At 43.3% G+C, this 17,311-nt stretch carries 19 protein-coding genes and 1 riboswitch; of the genes, 10 read left to right on the top strand and 9 right to left on the bottom strand.

The window, feature by feature from the left end; all coding sequences use genetic code 11:
* Nucleotides 1–70: 70 nt before the first annotated feature.
* From ACFQ2J_RS17905 to ACFQ2J_RS17885, 5 genes are all read right to left on the bottom strand, one after another.
* Complete coding sequence (locus ACFQ2J_RS17905; protein ID WP_386063858.1) at nucleotides 71–580, bottom strand: hypothetical protein; 510 nt, start codon at nucleotides 578–580, stop codon at nucleotides 71–73.
* Between the two features lie 54 nt (nucleotides 581–634).
* The gene (locus ACFQ2J_RS17900) at nucleotides 635–1,861 is read right to left on the bottom strand and encodes an MFS transporter (RefSeq protein ID WP_386063855.1); all 1,227 of its coding nucleotides are present in this window, start codon (nucleotides 1,859–1,861) and stop codon (nucleotides 635–637) included.
* A gap of 121 nt (nucleotides 1,862–1,982) precedes the next feature.
* The gene (locus ACFQ2J_RS17895; protein ID WP_386063852.1) at nucleotides 1,983–2,339 is read right to left on the bottom strand and encodes a cupin domain-containing protein; all 357 of its coding nucleotides are present in this window, start codon (nucleotides 2,337–2,339) and stop codon (nucleotides 1,983–1,985) included.
* Between the two features lie 18 nt (nucleotides 2,340–2,357).
* Nucleotides 2,358–3,932: an autoinducer-2 kinase gene (gene lsrK / locus ACFQ2J_RS17890; protein WP_386063849.1), complete on the bottom strand. Its 1,575-nt coding sequence runs from the start codon at nucleotides 3,930–3,932 to the stop codon at nucleotides 2,358–2,360.
* 24 nt (nucleotides 3,933–3,956) lie between these two features.
* Nucleotides 3,957–4,874, bottom strand: a complete 918-nt coding sequence (locus tag ACFQ2J_RS17885; protein ID WP_386063846.1) for a sugar-binding transcriptional regulator — start codon at nucleotides 4,872–4,874, stop codon at nucleotides 3,957–3,959.
* Nucleotides 4,875–5,154: 280 nt separating this feature from the next.
* On the opposite strand from ACFQ2J_RS17885, the gene ACFQ2J_RS17880 reads away from it, so the two are divergent.
* From ACFQ2J_RS17880 to fba, 6 genes are all read left to right on the top strand, one after another.
* Nucleotides 5,155–6,669, top strand: a complete 1,515-nt coding sequence (locus ACFQ2J_RS17880; protein WP_386063843.1) for a sugar ABC transporter ATP-binding protein — start codon at nucleotides 5,155–5,157, stop codon at nucleotides 6,667–6,669.
* Nucleotides 6,656–7,672, top strand: a complete 1,017-nt coding sequence (locus ACFQ2J_RS17875; protein WP_386063840.1) for an ABC transporter permease — start codon at nucleotides 6,656–6,658, stop codon at nucleotides 7,670–7,672. Before ACFQ2J_RS17880 ends, ACFQ2J_RS17875 begins: the two co-directional genes overlap by 14 nt.
* Nucleotides 7,656–8,660, top strand: a complete 1,005-nt coding sequence (locus ACFQ2J_RS17870) for an ABC transporter permease (RefSeq protein WP_386063838.1) — start codon at nucleotides 7,656–7,658, stop codon at nucleotides 8,658–8,660. Before ACFQ2J_RS17875 ends, ACFQ2J_RS17870 begins: the two co-directional genes overlap by 17 nt.
* A 5-nt stretch (nucleotides 8,661–8,665) precedes the next feature.
* The gene (gene lsrB / locus ACFQ2J_RS17865) at nucleotides 8,666–9,730 is read left to right on the top strand and encodes an autoinducer 2 ABC transporter substrate-binding protein LsrB (RefSeq protein WP_386063835.1); all 1,065 of its coding nucleotides are present in this window, start codon (nucleotides 8,666–8,668) and stop codon (nucleotides 9,728–9,730) included.
* 23 nt (nucleotides 9,731–9,753) lie between these two features.
* Nucleotides 9,754–10,635: a 3-hydroxy-5-phosphonooxypentane-2,4-dione thiolase gene (gene lsrF, locus ACFQ2J_RS17860; protein ID WP_386063833.1), complete on the top strand. Its 882-nt coding sequence runs from the start codon at nucleotides 9,754–9,756 to the stop codon at nucleotides 10,633–10,635.
* 83 nt (nucleotides 10,636–10,718) lie between these two features.
* Nucleotides 10,719–11,582 (top strand): class II fructose-1,6-bisphosphate aldolase, encoded by an 864-nt coding sequence (gene fba, locus ACFQ2J_RS17855; RefSeq protein WP_386063830.1) that lies wholly within the window; start codon nucleotides 10,719–10,721, stop codon nucleotides 11,580–11,582.
* 31 nt (nucleotides 11,583–11,613) lie between these two features.
* Here the strand turns inward: fba and ACFQ2J_RS17850 are convergent, their stop codons facing one another.
* The 3 genes from ACFQ2J_RS17850 to ACFQ2J_RS17840 form a co-directional block, all read right to left on the bottom strand.
* Nucleotides 11,614–12,150 (bottom strand): PilZ domain-containing protein, encoded by a 537-nt coding sequence (locus ACFQ2J_RS17850; protein WP_386063826.1) that lies wholly within the window; start codon nucleotides 12,148–12,150, stop codon nucleotides 11,614–11,616.
* 19 nt (nucleotides 12,151–12,169) lie between these two features.
* Nucleotides 12,170–12,880: an EAL domain-containing protein gene (locus ACFQ2J_RS17845; protein WP_386063824.1), complete on the bottom strand. Its 711-nt coding sequence runs from the start codon at nucleotides 12,878–12,880 to the stop codon at nucleotides 12,170–12,172.
* A 66-nt stretch (nucleotides 12,881–12,946) separates the two neighbouring features.
* Nucleotides 12,947–13,032, bottom strand: a riboswitch (cyclic di-GMP riboswitch).
* A 26-nt stretch (nucleotides 13,033–13,058) separates the two neighbouring features.
* Nucleotides 13,059–13,415: a response regulator transcription factor gene (locus ACFQ2J_RS17840; protein WP_386063821.1), complete on the bottom strand. Its 357-nt coding sequence runs from the start codon at nucleotides 13,413–13,415 to the stop codon at nucleotides 13,059–13,061.
* Nucleotides 13,416–13,680: 265 nt separating this feature from the next.
* Here ACFQ2J_RS17840 and ACFQ2J_RS17835 point away from each other — a divergent pair, with 265 nt between their 5' ends.
* The 3 genes from ACFQ2J_RS17835 to ACFQ2J_RS17825 all read left to right on the top strand — a co-directional run bounded on the left by ACFQ2J_RS17835 (nucleotide 13,681) and on the right by ACFQ2J_RS17825 (nucleotide 14,486).
* A complete protein-coding gene (locus ACFQ2J_RS17835) occupies nucleotides 13,681–13,842 on the top strand; it encodes a Spo0E family sporulation regulatory protein-aspartic acid phosphatase (RefSeq protein WP_386063819.1) in 162 nt (53 codons plus the stop codon).
* A 129-nt stretch (nucleotides 13,843–13,971) separates the two neighbouring features.
* Nucleotides 13,972–14,202: a helix-turn-helix transcriptional regulator gene (locus ACFQ2J_RS17830; protein WP_386063816.1), complete on the top strand. Its 231-nt coding sequence runs from the start codon at nucleotides 13,972–13,974 to the stop codon at nucleotides 14,200–14,202.
* On the top strand, nucleotides 14,199–14,486 hold the full coding sequence (locus ACFQ2J_RS17825) for a hypothetical protein (RefSeq protein ID WP_386063813.1): 288 nt from the start codon (nucleotides 14,199–14,201) through the stop codon (nucleotides 14,484–14,486). Before ACFQ2J_RS17830 ends, ACFQ2J_RS17825 begins: the two co-directional genes overlap by 4 nt.
* A 37-nt stretch (nucleotides 14,487–14,523) precedes the next feature.
* Here ACFQ2J_RS17825 and ACFQ2J_RS17820 read toward each other — a convergent pair whose 3' ends face one another.
* The gene (locus ACFQ2J_RS17820) at nucleotides 14,524–15,093 is read right to left on the bottom strand and encodes a TetR/AcrR family transcriptional regulator (RefSeq protein ID WP_386063811.1); all 570 of its coding nucleotides are present in this window, start codon (nucleotides 15,091–15,093) and stop codon (nucleotides 14,524–14,526) included.
* 277 nt (nucleotides 15,094–15,370) lie between these two features.
* Between ACFQ2J_RS17820 and ACFQ2J_RS17815 the strand changes: the two genes are divergently transcribed.
* Nucleotides 15,371–17,311 carry an efflux RND transporter permease subunit gene (locus ACFQ2J_RS17815; RefSeq protein ID WP_386064026.1) on the top strand — a complete coding sequence of 647 codons (1,941 nt, stop codon included), beginning with the start codon at nucleotides 15,371–15,373 and terminating at the stop codon, nucleotides 17,309–17,311.

Below are 17,311 nucleotides of genomic sequence, written 5' to 3'. Positions count from 1 at the left end.
AATCTTTCCTTCCGGACCTCTTTTGATACAATGATCAGGTGCTTGAAAAGGCTTTGTGGAGAAATGTTTTCTACTTTATTATTGCAGAAACTTCGATTTCATCAGCAGATATAGTATGGAAAGCGTAAAAAAAACGACTATCGTCAAATACCTTCATCATTCTTTCAGTACCATCTCCTGAAAGTTTCATTTGTTGTATGGAAGGATCAAAAGCTTTCCCAATTAAAACTGAAAATGGTGGCCCCGATTCCATCTCGATATCAAAAGCAGAAGTGGAAAAATCCAGTTTCCCTGTTGTCTCAAAATCATAATAAGGTTGGCTTCGTTTCCAACCATAACCTCTTTCGCTTTCAGCAATGTGCGCTATACCCAATCCACCCCTATATTCGTAAAACACAATTGTCTCACCTTCAAAAGCTTCGATGGATATGACAGATCCAGGTTCTGCCTGTTCTTGTTTCAATCCGTATTCAACGGCTGCTTCTTTTGAAATGTGCCACTCTATTGCTGATTCTTGTTGACAGCCAGCAGTAAGAACCATCAGAAGAACAGTGTAAATTATATAAATAGCTTTACCCAAAACTCATCCAACCCCCTGGACAGAACTTAAGTTTTTAGATTCGGTGCAAGTGATTTAATTGACACCATACTCCTCCTTGTTTTCAGAATGGTTACCTGATTGCTTTAAGAAATAATAACCGATACCTGAAGACAACAGTAACAGACATCCGGAAAGTATATATACAAGACGAACCCCAATCATATCTGTTAAAATCCCGATACCAAGGATGGAAATGATAAAGATAAGCTGGATCAAAGTGGACTTCGCTGCCAGGATTCTTGTAAGTGTATGCTGATCCGTGCTGTTCTGATAGATAGTTTCTTGTGCTAGATCCCTCATTTGATAAGAAGGTCCCATCAATACGACCAACAAAAGCGCAAGAAGTGGGGAGGATACAAACCCGTACAGAAAGGTCAATGCACCAAAAACAGTAGAACCAATCAGCATATAGGTAGTCAACTTTCCTTCCATCACCTTCGAAAGCCTGAAAATAAAAATGCCTCCCACGATCGTGCCCAGGTAATATCCTCCATTGATGTAACCCCACCATACTTCTCCTTTTCCTAATGCTTCCTTTGCGAAGGTCAAGGTGACAGCTCCGATCCATATCGTACCTACCCATGCTTCAAGCAGATCCATGATTACTAAAATTCGGAGCTGTCGGTGTTTAAATAAGTATTTCCATCCTGTAGTCAAGCGTTCGAAGAAGCCTTGGTTCAAGTGGATTTCTTGGGCGGAAGTGACTTTAATTAGAAACAGACAGATGGTGGACAACAGTATTAATCCGAATGTAATGATTAAGGAAGGCTGCTTCCCCAGAAAAGCTAAAAGCATCCCCCCGAACGTCCAACCAGCGAATAAAAAGGTCTGATCGACGGTAGCAAGTACGCTGTTTGCTCTTACTCTATGTTCTAGTGGAACAATATTTTTTACGAGCGTGCTCTTGATTGGTGTGAACACCCCGCTGAAAAAAGCCATCAGTGATAGGATGACGAATATACTTGTAAGCGTTCCGGGTGACATAGACAGCCCTAATAGGTAAAACAGAACGAGGAGCAGTAATAATTGACTCGCCTGTGCTACTTTTAAAATGGTGGTCAACTTAAGTTTCTCCGAGACAACTGGGAGAAAAATCGTGCTGACCATCCTGGAAAGAATGCTCACGAGCGTGACCGTGGCAGATAAAGTGGTAGACCCCGTTTCCTGATATAAATGCAAGACAACAATCATTGTATATAAAGCAAATCCTAAATTTGTTGCTGTCTGACTGATTAATAGAGTAATAAACGATCGATTCAATATTCTCCATCCTTACATCGAATAATGATTGGAACATACTACCACCTTACCATAAATCATCCAGTGTGAGAGCAGGCATGAAAAAACCTCCTGTTCGCATATGGACAGGAGGCTTAATCATTCAATTACCATATGGTTTATAATCCACTTCCACCTTATCTCTAATCTGAAAAGGACTTAGCATGAAAGCTCCCTTAAAATCGACAGTTCCCTTATTGATCAAATAATGCACCTGCATCGGTTCTACATGGATGAAATCACCCTTTTTGCAATGGAAGATTTGCTCATCAAGATGGATCTCCAGTTCGCCTTCCAGGACATAAAAGTTCTCTTCCATTATTTCATGATAATGGGCCGTGAAATCCTCTCCGGGTTTCAATACCACTACACCGAAATTCATCCTGGGTCCTTTCAATAAGTACTTCGGTCCGCTATCCCCAAACCGATACTCGCGTTCTGATTCATTGATCACACTCATTCACTACACCCCTTCTATTCATAGCTTCTTCAGTCCTGGAGCGATCCACATATGATCGGTCAACCCTTCATCCGCCAACTTCATTTGATTGGCGTACACTTTTTCCCATTTAGAAAAAAGTTCATCATAGATTGGTTGATGTGCTTTGTTTGGTGTGTAACTTTTTTCAAAGGTAACTACTTGGGAGATGGCATCTTCAAAGTCTTCGTAAACTCCTGCACCAACACCAGCACACATTGCCGCACCCAGCGCGGTGGATTCTTTTACTGTAGGAACGTTTACTGGAAGCTGAAGGACATCAGCAAGGATCTGGCACCATAGATCACTTTTCGAAGCTCCACCCGCAAACGTGATAGAGGTTGGCGAAGTGTCCGTAATATTACTGACTAATTCGATATTCCCTCTTGTAATGAATGCGGCATTCTCCATGAGTGCTCGGTAGAATGTGACTTTATTGAAGGCTTCCGAATCAAGCTTGAAATTCAGGAAGCCAGGGGCGGCATGTTTCCAAGAGATATAGTTCATCTTGTCTGAAAAGGTGCTGATCATCCCGTGGCATCCAGGAGGTACACGTTGGGCTCGCTTTTCCAGTTGTGCGTAAATGGATTCCCCGGTTTCCTTTTCCAAATAACGCTCCAGCTCACAAAAGCTGTCCCTGAACCACCGCATAACAAGTCCAGGAAAGAAGGCGATCGCTTCATACTGCCAAGTGTCAGGGACGCTATGACAATTGATTCTTACACGGCATTGGTCATCCATCTGAACATGCTTCGTTGTGTATTCGTACTGCCAGAAGCTTCCCCCCAATACTGCCGCATCACCTTCATTGATGACACCCATACCGATGCATCCCAGCTGTGCGTCACCACCACCTGCAACGACAATTGTTTCTTGATCCAGACCTGTCATCTCAGCCATTTCTTTTGTGACGTGACCAACCACTGTGCCGCTTTCGAAAACGAGAGGATAAATATCATTTCGCAGACAGGTTTTTTCTGCGATGGCAGGGCTCCATACCCTTTTTTTAATATCAAACATCCCTGTCGTACAGCCGTTGGATGGTTCTACCGAAAGAATTCCGGATAAGCGATAGGTGATCCAATCGTTCAACATGGTCACATAGGATATCTTTTCATAAACTTCAGGCATGTGGTCTTTTACCCACAGGATTCTCGGGATTGCTCCAAGAGAAAAGGTCTGCCCGGATTCTAGATAGATATCTTTTTCCAATGTATCGCTAATGTCATGAAGCTTTGAAACCTCATTGGCCGAACGGGAATCGACATTGGCGCATGCCCATAACTCTTTACCTTTCTCATCATAGAGAACGATGGCTTCCCTCATGCTTGTGGTTGAGATCGCAAGGATGTCCCTGGCATTGATTTCGCTCTCCTTGAGTGACTTTTGGATGAGATCTGTAATAAGACGGATGTTCGTTTCTACATCAAAATCCATCGAACCTGGATAGCGTTTGTCTTCCTTATGGGTCCATTCTGCCTGGGCTACGTAATGTTCTTTCCCAGTAGTATCAAAAAGAATGACCCTCACACTGCCGGTGCCTGCATCAATCGCCATTAAATAGTTTTCGTTCATGCTTCATTCGCCCCCTAACATATATCAGACCAAGCTTTCGGCCACTTGTTCATCTGTGATCAGCACATCGATGTAGCCACCGTGAAGTGCACCTGCAATCGCTTCTTTCTTTTCAAGCCCTCCTGCTACCGCGACAACATGCTCGAGTGATTTAAGCAGCTGGATTTCTGTGCTGATCAATTGTTTATGTAGGCTTAAATCAAGCACATTCCCTTCTGAATCATAAAATTGGCTCAATAGATCCCCAATCGCCCCTTTTGATTTCAAGATTTCCATATCATTCAGACTTAAGAGGCCTTCTTTGAATAAGGTGGCCTTTTCACTCAGCGCTCCGATTCCGATCAACGTCATCGTTGAATAAGGAATCATTTTTGATATCGTCTGGATCGTATTCTCCTGGCGTATCTGCTCTGCTAACGAAGCAGATGAAACCATGAGCGGGGAAGGCATGATGTAGTGCGTGTAATTTGGATTTGTATAGTAGTCGGAAGCTGTATCGATTGCTGTAGGCATATAGAATTTCACGCCGCCGGATAAGGAAACGAACGTAACTTTGTATTTAGTTGATACACTCAGCTGTGCCAGCGTTTTAGACACAGCTTCTCCGTAGCCGATATTGATCATCGTATCGCTGGTGACTCGATCTTCTATATATTGGGCGGCTGCCTTCGTAATGCTTTCCACTGTATTTCCGCTATTGGATGGAACGAAATAGACATCCTTGATGCCGTACTTTTCTTTGAGTTTATTTTGCAATTCCAGGTTGGCCATTTTTTCTAAATTGATTTTGAACTGGATGACGTTGGTTGATTTCGCTTTTTCCAGATACTTGATGACTTTCATCCGGGATAATCCAAGTTGCTTTCCAATTTCAGATTGAGTCTGCCCCTGGTTGTAGTACTTCCAGGCAATCTTTACGATCAGGTCGTTTTCGTATGTCATTTGCACCACTCTTTTCTGGAAAGTAGATAAATGATTTACCTTGAAACTTATGTTGGATGTCAGGGCCACATTTCTCATGAAATGGACAGCTGTGAAATTAGTGGGATATTTTTTCGAATTACTTAATAAAATGCAGTAAAGACCGAAAAAATGAGTGTTTTTTTCAAATCAAAATGATTTCAGGAAACAGAGCACAAACGTTTTTCTGAAGGGATAAATGATAGGTCCCCGATAAAATGTTCAACAGGGAAAACAACAACTGCAATTGGAGGAGGGGAGGATGGTAATGGGAACTTCCAACAACTTGGTGAAGCTTCAAGCGATCAAGAAGTCCTTTAACCGGAATGCTGTTTTAAAAGGTGTGTCATTGGAATTGAACGAGGGGGAAGTTGTTTCGATCATTGGAGGCAACGGGGCAGGGAAAAGTACCTTGATGAAGATTCTTACCGGCGTCTATAAAGCGGATGCTGGAACGATTGAAGTGAACGGAGAGCGATTGGATAAATACAACCCATCCTCCGCTCATGAAAAAGGAATCTACCTAGTTCCACAGGAACCTTTGTTGTTTCCGAATATGACAGTCGAGCAGAACCTGACAATCGGAGTGAGCCAGAGCAGGCAAGAGGTCAAAGACAAGACGCGGAAGCTGATGGAAGAGCTGGGGTGGTCACTGGATCTGAATCGTCTGGCAATCTCTTTGACTATCGCGGAGCAGCAACAGCTTGAAATCATCAAAGGACTTCTGCGGGAAGCGAAAGTGCTGATTCTCGATGAGCCTACCTCCGCCTTAACTTTTTCTGAGACAGAGTCCTTATTCAAAGTGATCGAGAAATTGAAAGCAGCTAAAGTAGGAATCTTCTATATTACCCACAGGTTGGATGAAATCTTTCGAATAGCCACTCACGCAGTGATTCTGCGTGATGGGAAAATCACACTCGAAGGTAATGTGACCGAATTCACTAAAGACATGCTGATCCAAGGGTTACTGCCAGAAGGAAATAAAGCTTACAAAGATACTTTCACTAAGAAATTATTGAAGTACGAAGAAGAAAATCCGCTTCTCAAAGTGCGGAACCTGAGCGGTGACGGATTTGAAAACATCAGCTTTGATGTGTATAGAGGAGAGGTTGTCGGACTGGTTGGGCTTGTTGGGGCAGGCAGGACCGAGATTGCAGAAGCTATCTATGGAATCAACCATACGAAGAGCGGTCAGATTTTCTTTGATGATGAAGAGATTACTAATCACTCGATTGATGACTGTGTGAAAAAGGGGATTGCCTATATTCCTGAGGACCGATTTCTACATGGGATCTTCTCGATCAGTTCTGTAAGGAATAACATTACAGCGCAAGTCATTAAGCGTAAAGGCTTCTTCACTAACAAGAAGGAGGAAGATCAGATTGCTACTGCTTATATCGAAAAACTGAGTATAAAGATTAGTAGTCTCACAGAAGAGATCAAATCATTGTCTGGTGGGAATCAACAGAAATCAGTTATCGCCAGGGTGCTTTCTACAAATCCTCAACTGATCATCATGGATGAGCCGACAAGGGGGATCGATGCTGCTGCAAGAAGCGATATTTATTCGATCATTACCGTATTGAAGGAGCAAGGATATTCGATTCTGCTCATCTCCTCTGACTTGGAGGAAATCGAAAGAATCAGTGATCGGATGTACGGCATCTATCGAGGCACATGCAATGCTTATCTTAGTAATGATGAGGTCAACTCTGCAAATGTGATGAAAGTGGCTTTTGGAACATACGAAGGAAGTGATCCTTATGCCAAAAGTTAAGAATATCATCGGGAAGCGGGAATTCAGGACCCTCTTATTTTTGATCATCTTCTTTGTTCTGATTGGAGCTGTAAATGTAGATTTCCTCTCCTTAGGCAACATACATAGCTCCTTGAAAAGCAGTCTGCTCTATATCGTCTTGGCAATCGGGATGACGTTCGTTCTGTTGACTGGAAATATCGATATTTCAATCGGAGGAATCTTAGGGCTCAGTGCAGCAGTTAGCGGCACGATTCTCCGGGATGGAGGCAGTGTGATTACTGCTGTTATCGTTGCCATTCTGATTGGTGCACTGATTGGATTGATCAATGGATTCGGAGTGACGAAGCTGAACATTTCTTCGTTCATCATGACTTTGGGGATGCTCGGGATCACCAGGGTGGTCCAAGTCATTTATACAGATGGACAATGGGTGGAAAACCTGCCTATTTCGTTCAAACGCATTTCCCAAGTTGATTTCCTTGGGGTCAACCTCCTCGTATTAATTGTCATTGCAGGTTTGATCTGTACGCACCTTTACCTTGCTTACAGTAGGAAAGGGAGGTACTTTGCAGCGATTGGTGACAATGAGGAAGGAGCGATCTTTCTCGGGATTCCGGTTACAAGATATAAGAACTACGCTTTCATCATCTCAGGCGTGTGTGCTTCGTTAGCAGGGTTGATTTTTGTAAGTCAGATTGGTTTCATTTCTACGAATGCTGGTGCCGGTATCGAAATGACGGTCATTGCAGCTGCGGTACTTGGAGGCGTTTCATTGAGTGGCGGAGTAGGTTCTGTGATTGGTGCTTCAATTGGAGCGATCATTATGACATCAATCAACTCAGCGCTTGTGTACGTGAAAGTACCTGCATTTTGGAACGATGCTATATCGGGATCTCTGCTGATCATCATCGTAGTAAGTGATGCGCTGCTTACAAGAAGAGCGGAACGTAGGGCTAAAAAGGAACGGCTGAATGCCAGGGTGCTTCGAAAGGAGGTTCCAGACAATGCAGTTTTTAAGTAAATTTCCAAAGTGGAATCTCGCTTTAGTGGTGGTACTCACCTGTGAAATAGTCATTTTCGGACTTCTTAACCCAAGGTTTTGGGATGTTGGAATCCTGTTGAACAGTTTCAATGATTTTGTTGGGGTAGCGATCATCGGCTTTTTTGTCACCTTGGTCATGATCACAGGTGGCATCGATATTTCTGGTGGGGCGATCGTGGGACTGACTTCTGTCGTTTGCGGACTACTGGCACAAGTGATGGGACTTCATATAGGTTTGGCACTTCTGCTGGCTATTTTGGTAGGGGGACTCTGCGGGCTGCTCAATGGCGTGCTCATTGCCTATGGGCATGTGCAGGCGATGGTCATTACACTTGGTGGAATGCTGCTGTATAGTGGTGTCGCCATTGTGCTTGTCGGAGTATCTGGTGTAAGCGCTTACGAAGGGATCGGCGGATTTCCTGAAGCTTTCAGCTGGATAGCCTATGGAAGCATAGTAGGCATTCCGCATTCCGTGATCTTATTCCTCCTGATGTTCATCATTGCATATATTCTTCTTCATCGAACGACTTATGGCAGGTTCATCTACTTGACCGGGATCAACCCGAATGCTGCCCGGTACGCAGGAATCAATACGAAAAGAATCATTGCAAGCACCTATGTTCTATCTGGACTTAGTGCTGGAGTTGCTGGAGTGATGGTCACCTCTTATCTTGGAAGTTCAAGAGCTGACTTCGGGACCGAATATCTGATGCCGATCCTGACTGTTGTCGTATTGGGAGGGACGTTGATAACCGGAGGTAAAGGAGGTGTGGTAGGTACTGCCTTAGCAAGTGTGATCGTAGGCTTCCTGCAGATCGGGTTGCAAATGGCAGGCGTTTCGACTCAATATATCGGCTTAGCGACTGGTTTATTATTGATTTTATCTGTGGCTTTCCTGGGGATATCTTCTGAATTCAAGGCGAACCTCAAACGGTATGTAAGCACGATTAAAATTTCAGGGGGGTAAAGAGGATGAGAAAGTTCAAATTTATGACTTTAGTGTTAAGTATGATGCTTCTATTGGCAATGCTGGCTGCTTGTAATTCTGAGGAAGAGGCTTCCGGCTCAAAGGATGCTGAAGATGTAGAGGTTGTATTCATTCCGAAAATGACTGGAAATGCATTCTTTGAATCAGGGAATGACGGCGCGCAGGAAATGGCGGAAGAGCATGGATTCAAAGTGAAGTATGATGGTGCACCTGAAGGTACCGTTGCAAACCAGGTACAGATCATCAATAGTGCCATCAACAGTGGAGCCGACGCCATTGCAATTTCTTCAGTCACCTCTGATGGGTTGAATCAGGCTTTGAAAAAAGCGAGGGATGCAGGAATTGAAGTGGTTACATGGGACTCTGATGTCGATCCGGACCACCGCTCTCTGTACATTAACCAAGGAACACCTGAAATTTTAGGAAAGATGCTTGTTGATATGGCTGCTGAACAAATGGATGATCCTCAAGCAGAGCAGCAAGTGGCCTGGTTCTACTCAAGTCCAACCGTACCTGACCAGAACTCCTGGGTGGATTACGCGACAACCTACATTGAAGAGAATTACCCTAGCTGGGAGATTGTAACGAAGCAGTTTGGTGAAGGGAATGAACAAAAGTCGCTGCAAATAGCTGAAAGTATTTTGCAGACATATCCTGACATCGATGCAATCATTTGCCCGGACTCGACAGCACTTCCAGCGATGGCTCAGGCAGCTCAAAGTAATAACCTGACTGCGGAAGACGTCATCATCACCGGTTTCGCTTCTCCTAACTCGATGCGGCAGTATTTGGAGAATGGAACAATTCAGAATCATGGCCTTTGGGATGTGAAAACGCAAGGAGCACTTGCAGTGTATGTGGCATCTCATTTAGCTCAAGGTAACGAACTGAAAGTAGGAGACACCTTGGATGTTCCAGGAATCGGTGAAGTGAAAGTCGAGCCGAATACTATTCAAGGATATGACTACGAAGCGGAAGATTCCGGAATCATTGTACTGCCGGAACGGATCGTATTTACGAAAGAAAATACGAACGATTACAACTTTTAATAGTCCAAGGGAGTGGATCTATATTGGCTGACGTTGTTGGAAACAAGGACGCTAAAGATTTTGCGGTATCGACCCCATTTGCAAACAATGGAGAATTCCATGTGAAGGGGGCTTCCAATTTGGATTGGGGGATGAAGGATCGGTTATCTCGGATCTTCAATCCGAGTTCCGGAAAAACAGTGATGCTGGCTTTTGATCATGGTTACTTTATGGGGCCGACCTCCGGGTTGGAGCGATTGGATTTGCTGATCCCAAGACTCGCGCCCCATGCTGACTGCCTGATGGGGACCAGGGGTGCTATCCGATCAAGTGTACCAGCAACGTACAATAAGGCAATTGCGCTACGAGCTTCCTCCGGGTCCAGTATTTTAGAAGATGACCTCAGTCATGAATCAATGGTGGTAGGGATGGAAGATGCCATCAAAATGAATGCAAGCGCCATCGCTATTCAAACATTCATAGGTGCTGATGGTCAGAAGGAAACGATAGAAGCATTGAACAAGGCTGTGAATCTTGGATTCAGATACTCTGTACCGACAATGGGAGTCGTTGCAGTCGGGAAGGAAATGGAACGCACAACCAAATTCTTCTTGCTCGCTACTCGAATGCTTGCAGAATTCGGAGTGCAAATCGTGAAAACCTACTACTGCGAGAATTTCGAAAAGGTCGCAGCTGCCTGCCCTGTACCATTAGTCGTGGCAGGAGGTAAGAAGGTTCCGGAAAAGGATGCCCTTACCCTTGCCTACAACTCGATTCAAGGTGGAGCCGCGGGTGTAGATATGGGAAGGAACATCTTCCAATCCGAACATCCGGAGGCTATGATCCAGGCGGTATCGAAGGTGGTTCATGAAGGGTTCACCGATGAAGATGGATATGAATACTACTTAGACTTGGTGAATGCATAAGGGAATTAAGTGTAATAGATTTGAAGAAGCTTCTACGAATGCGTAGGGGCTTCCTTCATGTAGGAAGGGGAGGAGAAAAGAGTATGGCTTTGGTTTCATTATCAAAGATATTGACGAAAGCATTAAATGGTAGGTATGGGATTGGACACTTTGATGTTCACAACCTGGAATGGATGCAGGCGGTTCTTAATGCGGCAAAAGAAGAGCGTTCTCCGGTAATACTGGGGGTTACAGAAGATGCAGTCAGTTACTTTGGAGGATTTTCCGTTCCTGTAAAACTGGCAGAAGCATTGATAAAGGAAATGAAGCTAGGCGTTCCGGTTGTTGTGCATTTGGACCATGGCTCAAGTGTGGAAAATTGCATAAAAGCAATTGATGCAGGATTTACATCTGTCATGATTGATGCCTCTCATCACCCGCTTGATGAGAATATAAGGCAGACAAAAGAGGTGGTAACCTATGCTCGTAAGTATGGTGTTACCGTAGAGGCAGAAGTAGGGAGTGTCGGTGGCAGTGAAGGTAGCGACAAGGTAACTGATCCTGTTTATGCGGATCCGATAGAATGCATTGATCTGGTGAAACGAACTCAAGTTGATTGTCTAGCCCCCGCCCTAGGATCTGTACATGGGATATATAGAGGTGCACCGAAATTGGATTTTGAAGGGATGAAGGAAATTTCCCAATTAACAAAAGTTCCATTGGTTTTACATGGAAGTTCAGGTTTATCTGCTGACCATATTAAGCGTACCATTGCATTGGGAACCGCGAAAATTAATGTGAATGCAGATAATCATCTTTCTTTTTCTAAAGCTGTTCGAAATTGTTTGGAAAACGATAAAGGATTATATGATGCCAGCGTATATGGAAGTCTGGGGCGGGAACAGCTGAAAGAAACAATCAGAATAAAGATGAGGTTGTTCGGGTCAGTTGGAAAAGCAATAGAATAAAAGGTGCTTCTCATGAAGCACCTTTTATTCGCTAAGAAATTCTTTTTTGCCTTCGCTCAGCTTGAATCTTATTTAGCTGTAAGATGATACTCTGTTGCTGTTTCATCGATACATTGATGAACTGCACTCCGTATTGGTTCATCTTTTGATGGATATGCTCTTCTTTCCTGACAAGGAGTCCGAATTGTTCAAAGGTTTCATTGTTCAATTCAAACACGACTTTTATTTTCAGCTTCGACTTTATCGGCAAATTGTATGGTGAGGTAATTTTTAAACCAGATGTGCTTATATCTTCAATGTGTGAAGTGATTTTTCTATTCGTCAGTCTTTTCAGGCTTTCTTCCTCCACGTCAACGAACTCGATCGTACAAGGGATTTGTGGGACTTCTAAACGGAAATTCCTCCTCGTACCTGCTTTTACGGGCATGAGTTCTTTCTTTATAGTTTGAAGCTGCTTTTGCAATTCTACGATTTCTTTTTTCTTTTTCACAAAAAGTCGATTACCTTTCAGCAACAGGAACAACATCAACAAACTAACCACTAAACCATAACTGACTAACCAAATCATCATGGCCCCTCCGTTCCTATTACATCAACTTTTGTGGTTTTCCCAATAAGAAACCTTGAGCATACGTTACTCCAAGCATTTTGGCTACCGTAAGTTCTTTTGAAGTCTCAATCCCTTCTAAAATCAATTTAATGTTGAATCTTCGGCTATAGTTGACTAAATACTGAAGAAATTCCTGTTTCTTCGGTGATGTATCGAGTTCGGAAGTAATATAACGGTCGACTTTGATATAATCCGGGTTCAATTCCAGCAGGTTCATCATGTCACTCCTGCCAGCACCGAAATCATCGATAGCTATTTTCAAGCCAGAACTCTTTAAGGAATCTAATTTTTTTACAAGTGGACCTGGGTGATCCAACTCTTCGGATTCGTTCAACTCAAACACGAGAGAATCTTTCTGTACACAAGGGTGAATATGTTCTTTGAAGAAGAAGTTGAAATCTGGATGAAGTATCGTGGAAGGATAGACATTGATGAACAACTTGGCACCTTTGTGAATGTGTTGAAAAGTCGATAGGTTGTGAAGAGCCAGTTTTATCGACTCGATATCCAGTTTGAAGAGGTTCTTTTCCTTTTTGGCAATTTGAAATGCTTTGACTGGGGTTGCGTGAATCTTTGAGCGGAATAAAACCTCGTATCCTGTTTTGTTCCATGTTCTAAGATTGAAGATCGGCTGGTAATTATGATAAAAACTTTCAGCGACAGTTAACGGCATGTAATCTGTTTTCATTGAATCGCTCCTTTTTATTCATTAAAAAAAGCAGTCTCAAATAAGAGACTGCTTTGTCTCCCATGCTTCGGTAACCCGGCTATCGTAGATAGAACATCTGTAGACCCGTGGTTTTGCGTCCCAGCCTTTCAACTGGTTTGCCATTATCGGTAGGGCGGATATTAGTTGTATCTTTATTTCACGTGTATCGCAATATCAGTTCAGATTTACCATTCACATCTAATTTTTTGTAGATGTTCTTGATGTGGGCTTTTGCGGTGTGTTCTGAAATATGAAGGGATTTTGAAATATTCAGCGAGTTTGCTCCGTTCAATAGGTGGGAAAGTACTTCGTCTTCTCTAGCAGTTAAGCTTTTTCTGAAGTCTGAATGGTTAACTATATCTTTTTCATTAATTGCGAATTCTAACTTCAAACTTTTAAGGCGGTCGATTTGATCGGAAGAAAAATTCTCATGATTGATCGTCGTATCGATAGCGTAGATCAGATCATTGATATCTTGCGGGGATAATAAGTAAGCATTAACCACTTTCAACATAAATCTCCTCCTTTCGACATGCGTCGATATGTACATATTACTATACTAGTAAAATAACATCTATTACTTATGTGTGGTATTTTCTAACCATATAAGGGTATTTATTACTATTTTAATATTGTTAATGGGAATTAATGGGTATAAAGGCATTGTTTTTGAATTATTTTTTTAGAAATGTACCAATTTTTATTGAAATATGATACCATAATGTAAAATATTGCAAAGGGACAATTTAATTATGTATGATATTAAAGGAGGAGGTTGCATGGCTCAACCTCAGTTGTACGACCCCATCCGGAGAGAGCTTGAAAGAAAACGCCACCGGATGATGCAGGAAGGGATGGAACGTGGATTTCAAGACCCGATCGTCCTCAAACTTTCACAGGAATTGGACCAGTTACATAATCAGATCATCATGAAAGCATAATTTTTCATCATAGAGCGTACTGTCAACTTTCCAGCCACATGGTTGGGAATTTTTTTATGGTAATATGTAATATATTTTTGACACTATGTAAAAAATATATTACAATAAGCATCGTGAGGAGTTGAACATATGGTGCTTAAAGATAATGGAGAGTTGGAGAATCGTATTGCGGTCTTTCGTGCAGAGAAGAAGTGGTCGCAAAAGGAAGTTGCCCAGAAGCTTGGTGTCAGCAGACAAACAGTCGTTTCATTGGAGAAAAACCGTTACAATCCATCACTCAAGTTAGCGTTTCAAATCGCAGAGTTGTTCGAAAAGGATATAAATGAAGTATTTCAATACAAGGGGAGGGAGATTGAATGATTTTCGCAGGAATCATTTTAATGCCGGTATTTTTAGTATCACTTTATATCATCTTCAAGGTGTCTTGGGGAGAAGAAGGGAAAGATGAACGAGGCCAGGCGATTCTGAACAAGTCTTACATGTTCTCAGCACCGATCCTTCCAATCGGATGGCTGCTGTTGGAAACGGCGCATTCTTTTTCGGAAGTCTCTTATGATTTTTACCGGGATACGATGTGGGTGCTGATCCTGCTTACGTTTATTGTGCAGGGAGCTACACTTTACACGATCAGAAAGCGGGCGTAATAAAAGAACATCCAGAACTCCCGGGTTCTGGATGTTTTCATTTATCAAGATAGGAAAATCCGTAATTGATGAAGTTATTGATCAGCACAGCCATTTGCTTCGGAGACTGGTCCAAATCGTTTTCAAGCCAATCCTTGATTACCTGGATGGCGCCGCTGATGGCAAAGGAACTCAAATACCTAGACTCATCCGCCTGCAGATAATGGTCCTTCATCCAGTTGTTCATCATGAATCCTCGTGTCAAATCCATCATCCGTTGTTCAAACGTCGGGGCTGCATCCTGCTTCAAAAATGTCTGGAACATTACTTTATTATCAACCACGTATTCGAGAATTTTCTCGGTCATCTGAATTGACTCTTCTTCAATTTCATAGCTGTAGCTGTGAAGGTATTTGTTCATATCCTCGGTTATTTCTTCTTCTATTTTACTGAGCAGGTCATAATGGTCGGAGTAGTGGGTGTAGAAGGTCGATCGGTTGATATCGGCAAGCTCGCACACTTCTTTTACAGTAATATCAGAAATTGTTTTGTTTGCCAGTAAAGTAATCAGGCTTTCCTTCAGCACTTTCCTCGTGTATTTCTTACGGCGGTCCAATTTTTCACTCAATTCGTCCTGCCTCCATTTTGTTAAAAATTTGTTACAATCCAACACTTATCTATCGTTGTGTTGGGAAACTGACGCATCATAGCAAACTGTTTGTTGAATATCCAACACGGTGTCAAATACAATAGTAGAGTGTGAGTTACGGTTTTGCAAGAGAGGATGAGGACTTATAGATTGGGCAGCACGAATCATAAAACATAAAAAGAGCATTGTGATTATCTTTTTCATCCTTACATTACTGAGCACGATTGCGCAGTTCGGGGTCTCGGTCAATTACAATATGGCTGACTACCTGCCGGAAGACTCGCCGTCGATGAATGCAGTGGATGTGATGGAGGAAGAATTCGACGAACCGATGACGAATGCGCGGATGATGGTCAAAGATGTGTCCGTCACAGAAGCGCTTGAATATAAGAAGAATCTCGAAGCGATTGATGGCATCAGCGGAGTAATGTGGCTCGATGATGTCGTTGATTTGAAAGTGCCACTCGAAATGGCAAATGAAGATACAGTGGAAGAGTATTATCAGGACAACAATGCGTTGATTACGCTGAAAGTTCGTGATGGAGACGAAGTCGAAGTCATCAATGAAATCTACGAGTTGATCGGGGACGAAAACGCAGTAACTGGAGAAGCTGTCACGACAGCGACTTCCCAGCAGATGGCTGGCAGCGAATCGATGAATGCAGGTCTTTTACTGGTACCGATCATCATCATCATTTTGATTCTGTCGACTACTTCCTGGATCGAGCCGTTATTCTTCCTGACGGCGATCGGAGTGTCGATCCTGATCAACCTCGGAACGAATATTTTTCTCGGAGAAGTGTCATTCATTACCCAGTCCGTGGCACCGATCCTGCAGCTTGCAGTGTCGCTCGATTACGCGATCTTTTTACTGCACAGCTTCCAGGATTACCGGAAGGATGAATCGGATCCGGTGAAGGCGATGTCGCTTGCGATGAAGCGGTCATTCCCAGCGATCATCGCCAGTGCTTCGACGACGTTTTTCGGATTTTTCGCATTGACGTTCATGGACTTCGGTATCGGGTCTGATTTGGGAATCAACCTGGTTAAAGGAATTCTATTGAGCTTCATCAGTGTCATGGTTTTCTTACCGGCATTGACGCTCTTGTTCTATCGCTGGATCGATCGTACCCAGCACCGCCAGTTCATTCCTGATGTGAAAAATATCGGCAAATTTGTGATGAAACTGAGAATTCCGAGTCTGCTTCTCGTTCTGCTGATCATCGTGCCAGCATTCCTTGCTCAAAGCAAGACACCATTCATCTATGGTGCCGGGGAACAGCCGGAGAATACACGTGCAGGTCAGGACGCAGCAGCCATTGAAGATGCCTTCGGTAAAAATGTGCCGGTCGTCCTGCTTGTACCTGAAGGGGACCGGGCAAAAGAAGAAGAGCTCGTCCAGGAACTTGAGGATGTGCCGAACATTTCTTCTGTCATCTCCTACGTGAATATGGTCAGCCCGGTCATTCCGCCTGCCTATTTGGATGAGGAGACGACCGATCCATTCTATTCGGAAAATTACGCTAGGATCACTCTTTATACAGACACCGAAGAAGAGGGAGAGGAAGCCTTCAAGCTGATTGAGCAGGTGAAGGAAACCGCCGGCGACTATTATGACAAAACGTATATGTTAGGGGAAAGCGTCACCCTGTACGATATGAAAAATGTCGTCCAGAAAGATAATACGCTCGTCAATATCCTGACCGTCATTACGATTGCGATCGTGCTGTTGCTTACGTTCCGCTCCCTTTCTATCCCAGTCGTTCTATTGCTGACCATCCAGACATCGGTATGGATCAACTTGGCGGTACCATATTTTAGTGATACGCCGCTCGTTTACGTAGGATATCTACTGGTAAGTACTATTCAATTGGCAGCAACGGTCGACTATGGAATATTGTTTACTGAAAATTACTATATGCTCCGCAAGAAAATGCCTGCAATGCAGGCGATCAAGCAGACAATCGATGGCAAAGTCTTTGCGATTTTCATTTCAGCTGCAATCTTGTCGAGTGTCGGATTCATTCTTGGAGCGACCTCCTCGAATCCAGTCGTGTCAGCTATCGGTCTGCTGCTGGGTCGAGGCGCACTGCTTGCCTTTCTGATGGTCGTATTCGTACTGCCGGCAATGCTTGTCGTCTTTGACTGGATCATTAAGAAAACAACATGGAAAGCAAACTTCTATAAGGGGAAATGA

Source organism: Thalassobacillus hwangdonensis (assembly GCF_042675915.1).
Taxonomy (GTDB): domain Bacteria; phylum Bacillota; class Bacilli; order Bacillales; family Halobacillaceae; genus Thalassobacillus_A; species Thalassobacillus_A hwangdonensis.
This window is presented reverse-complemented; position numbering and strand designations above follow the sequence as displayed.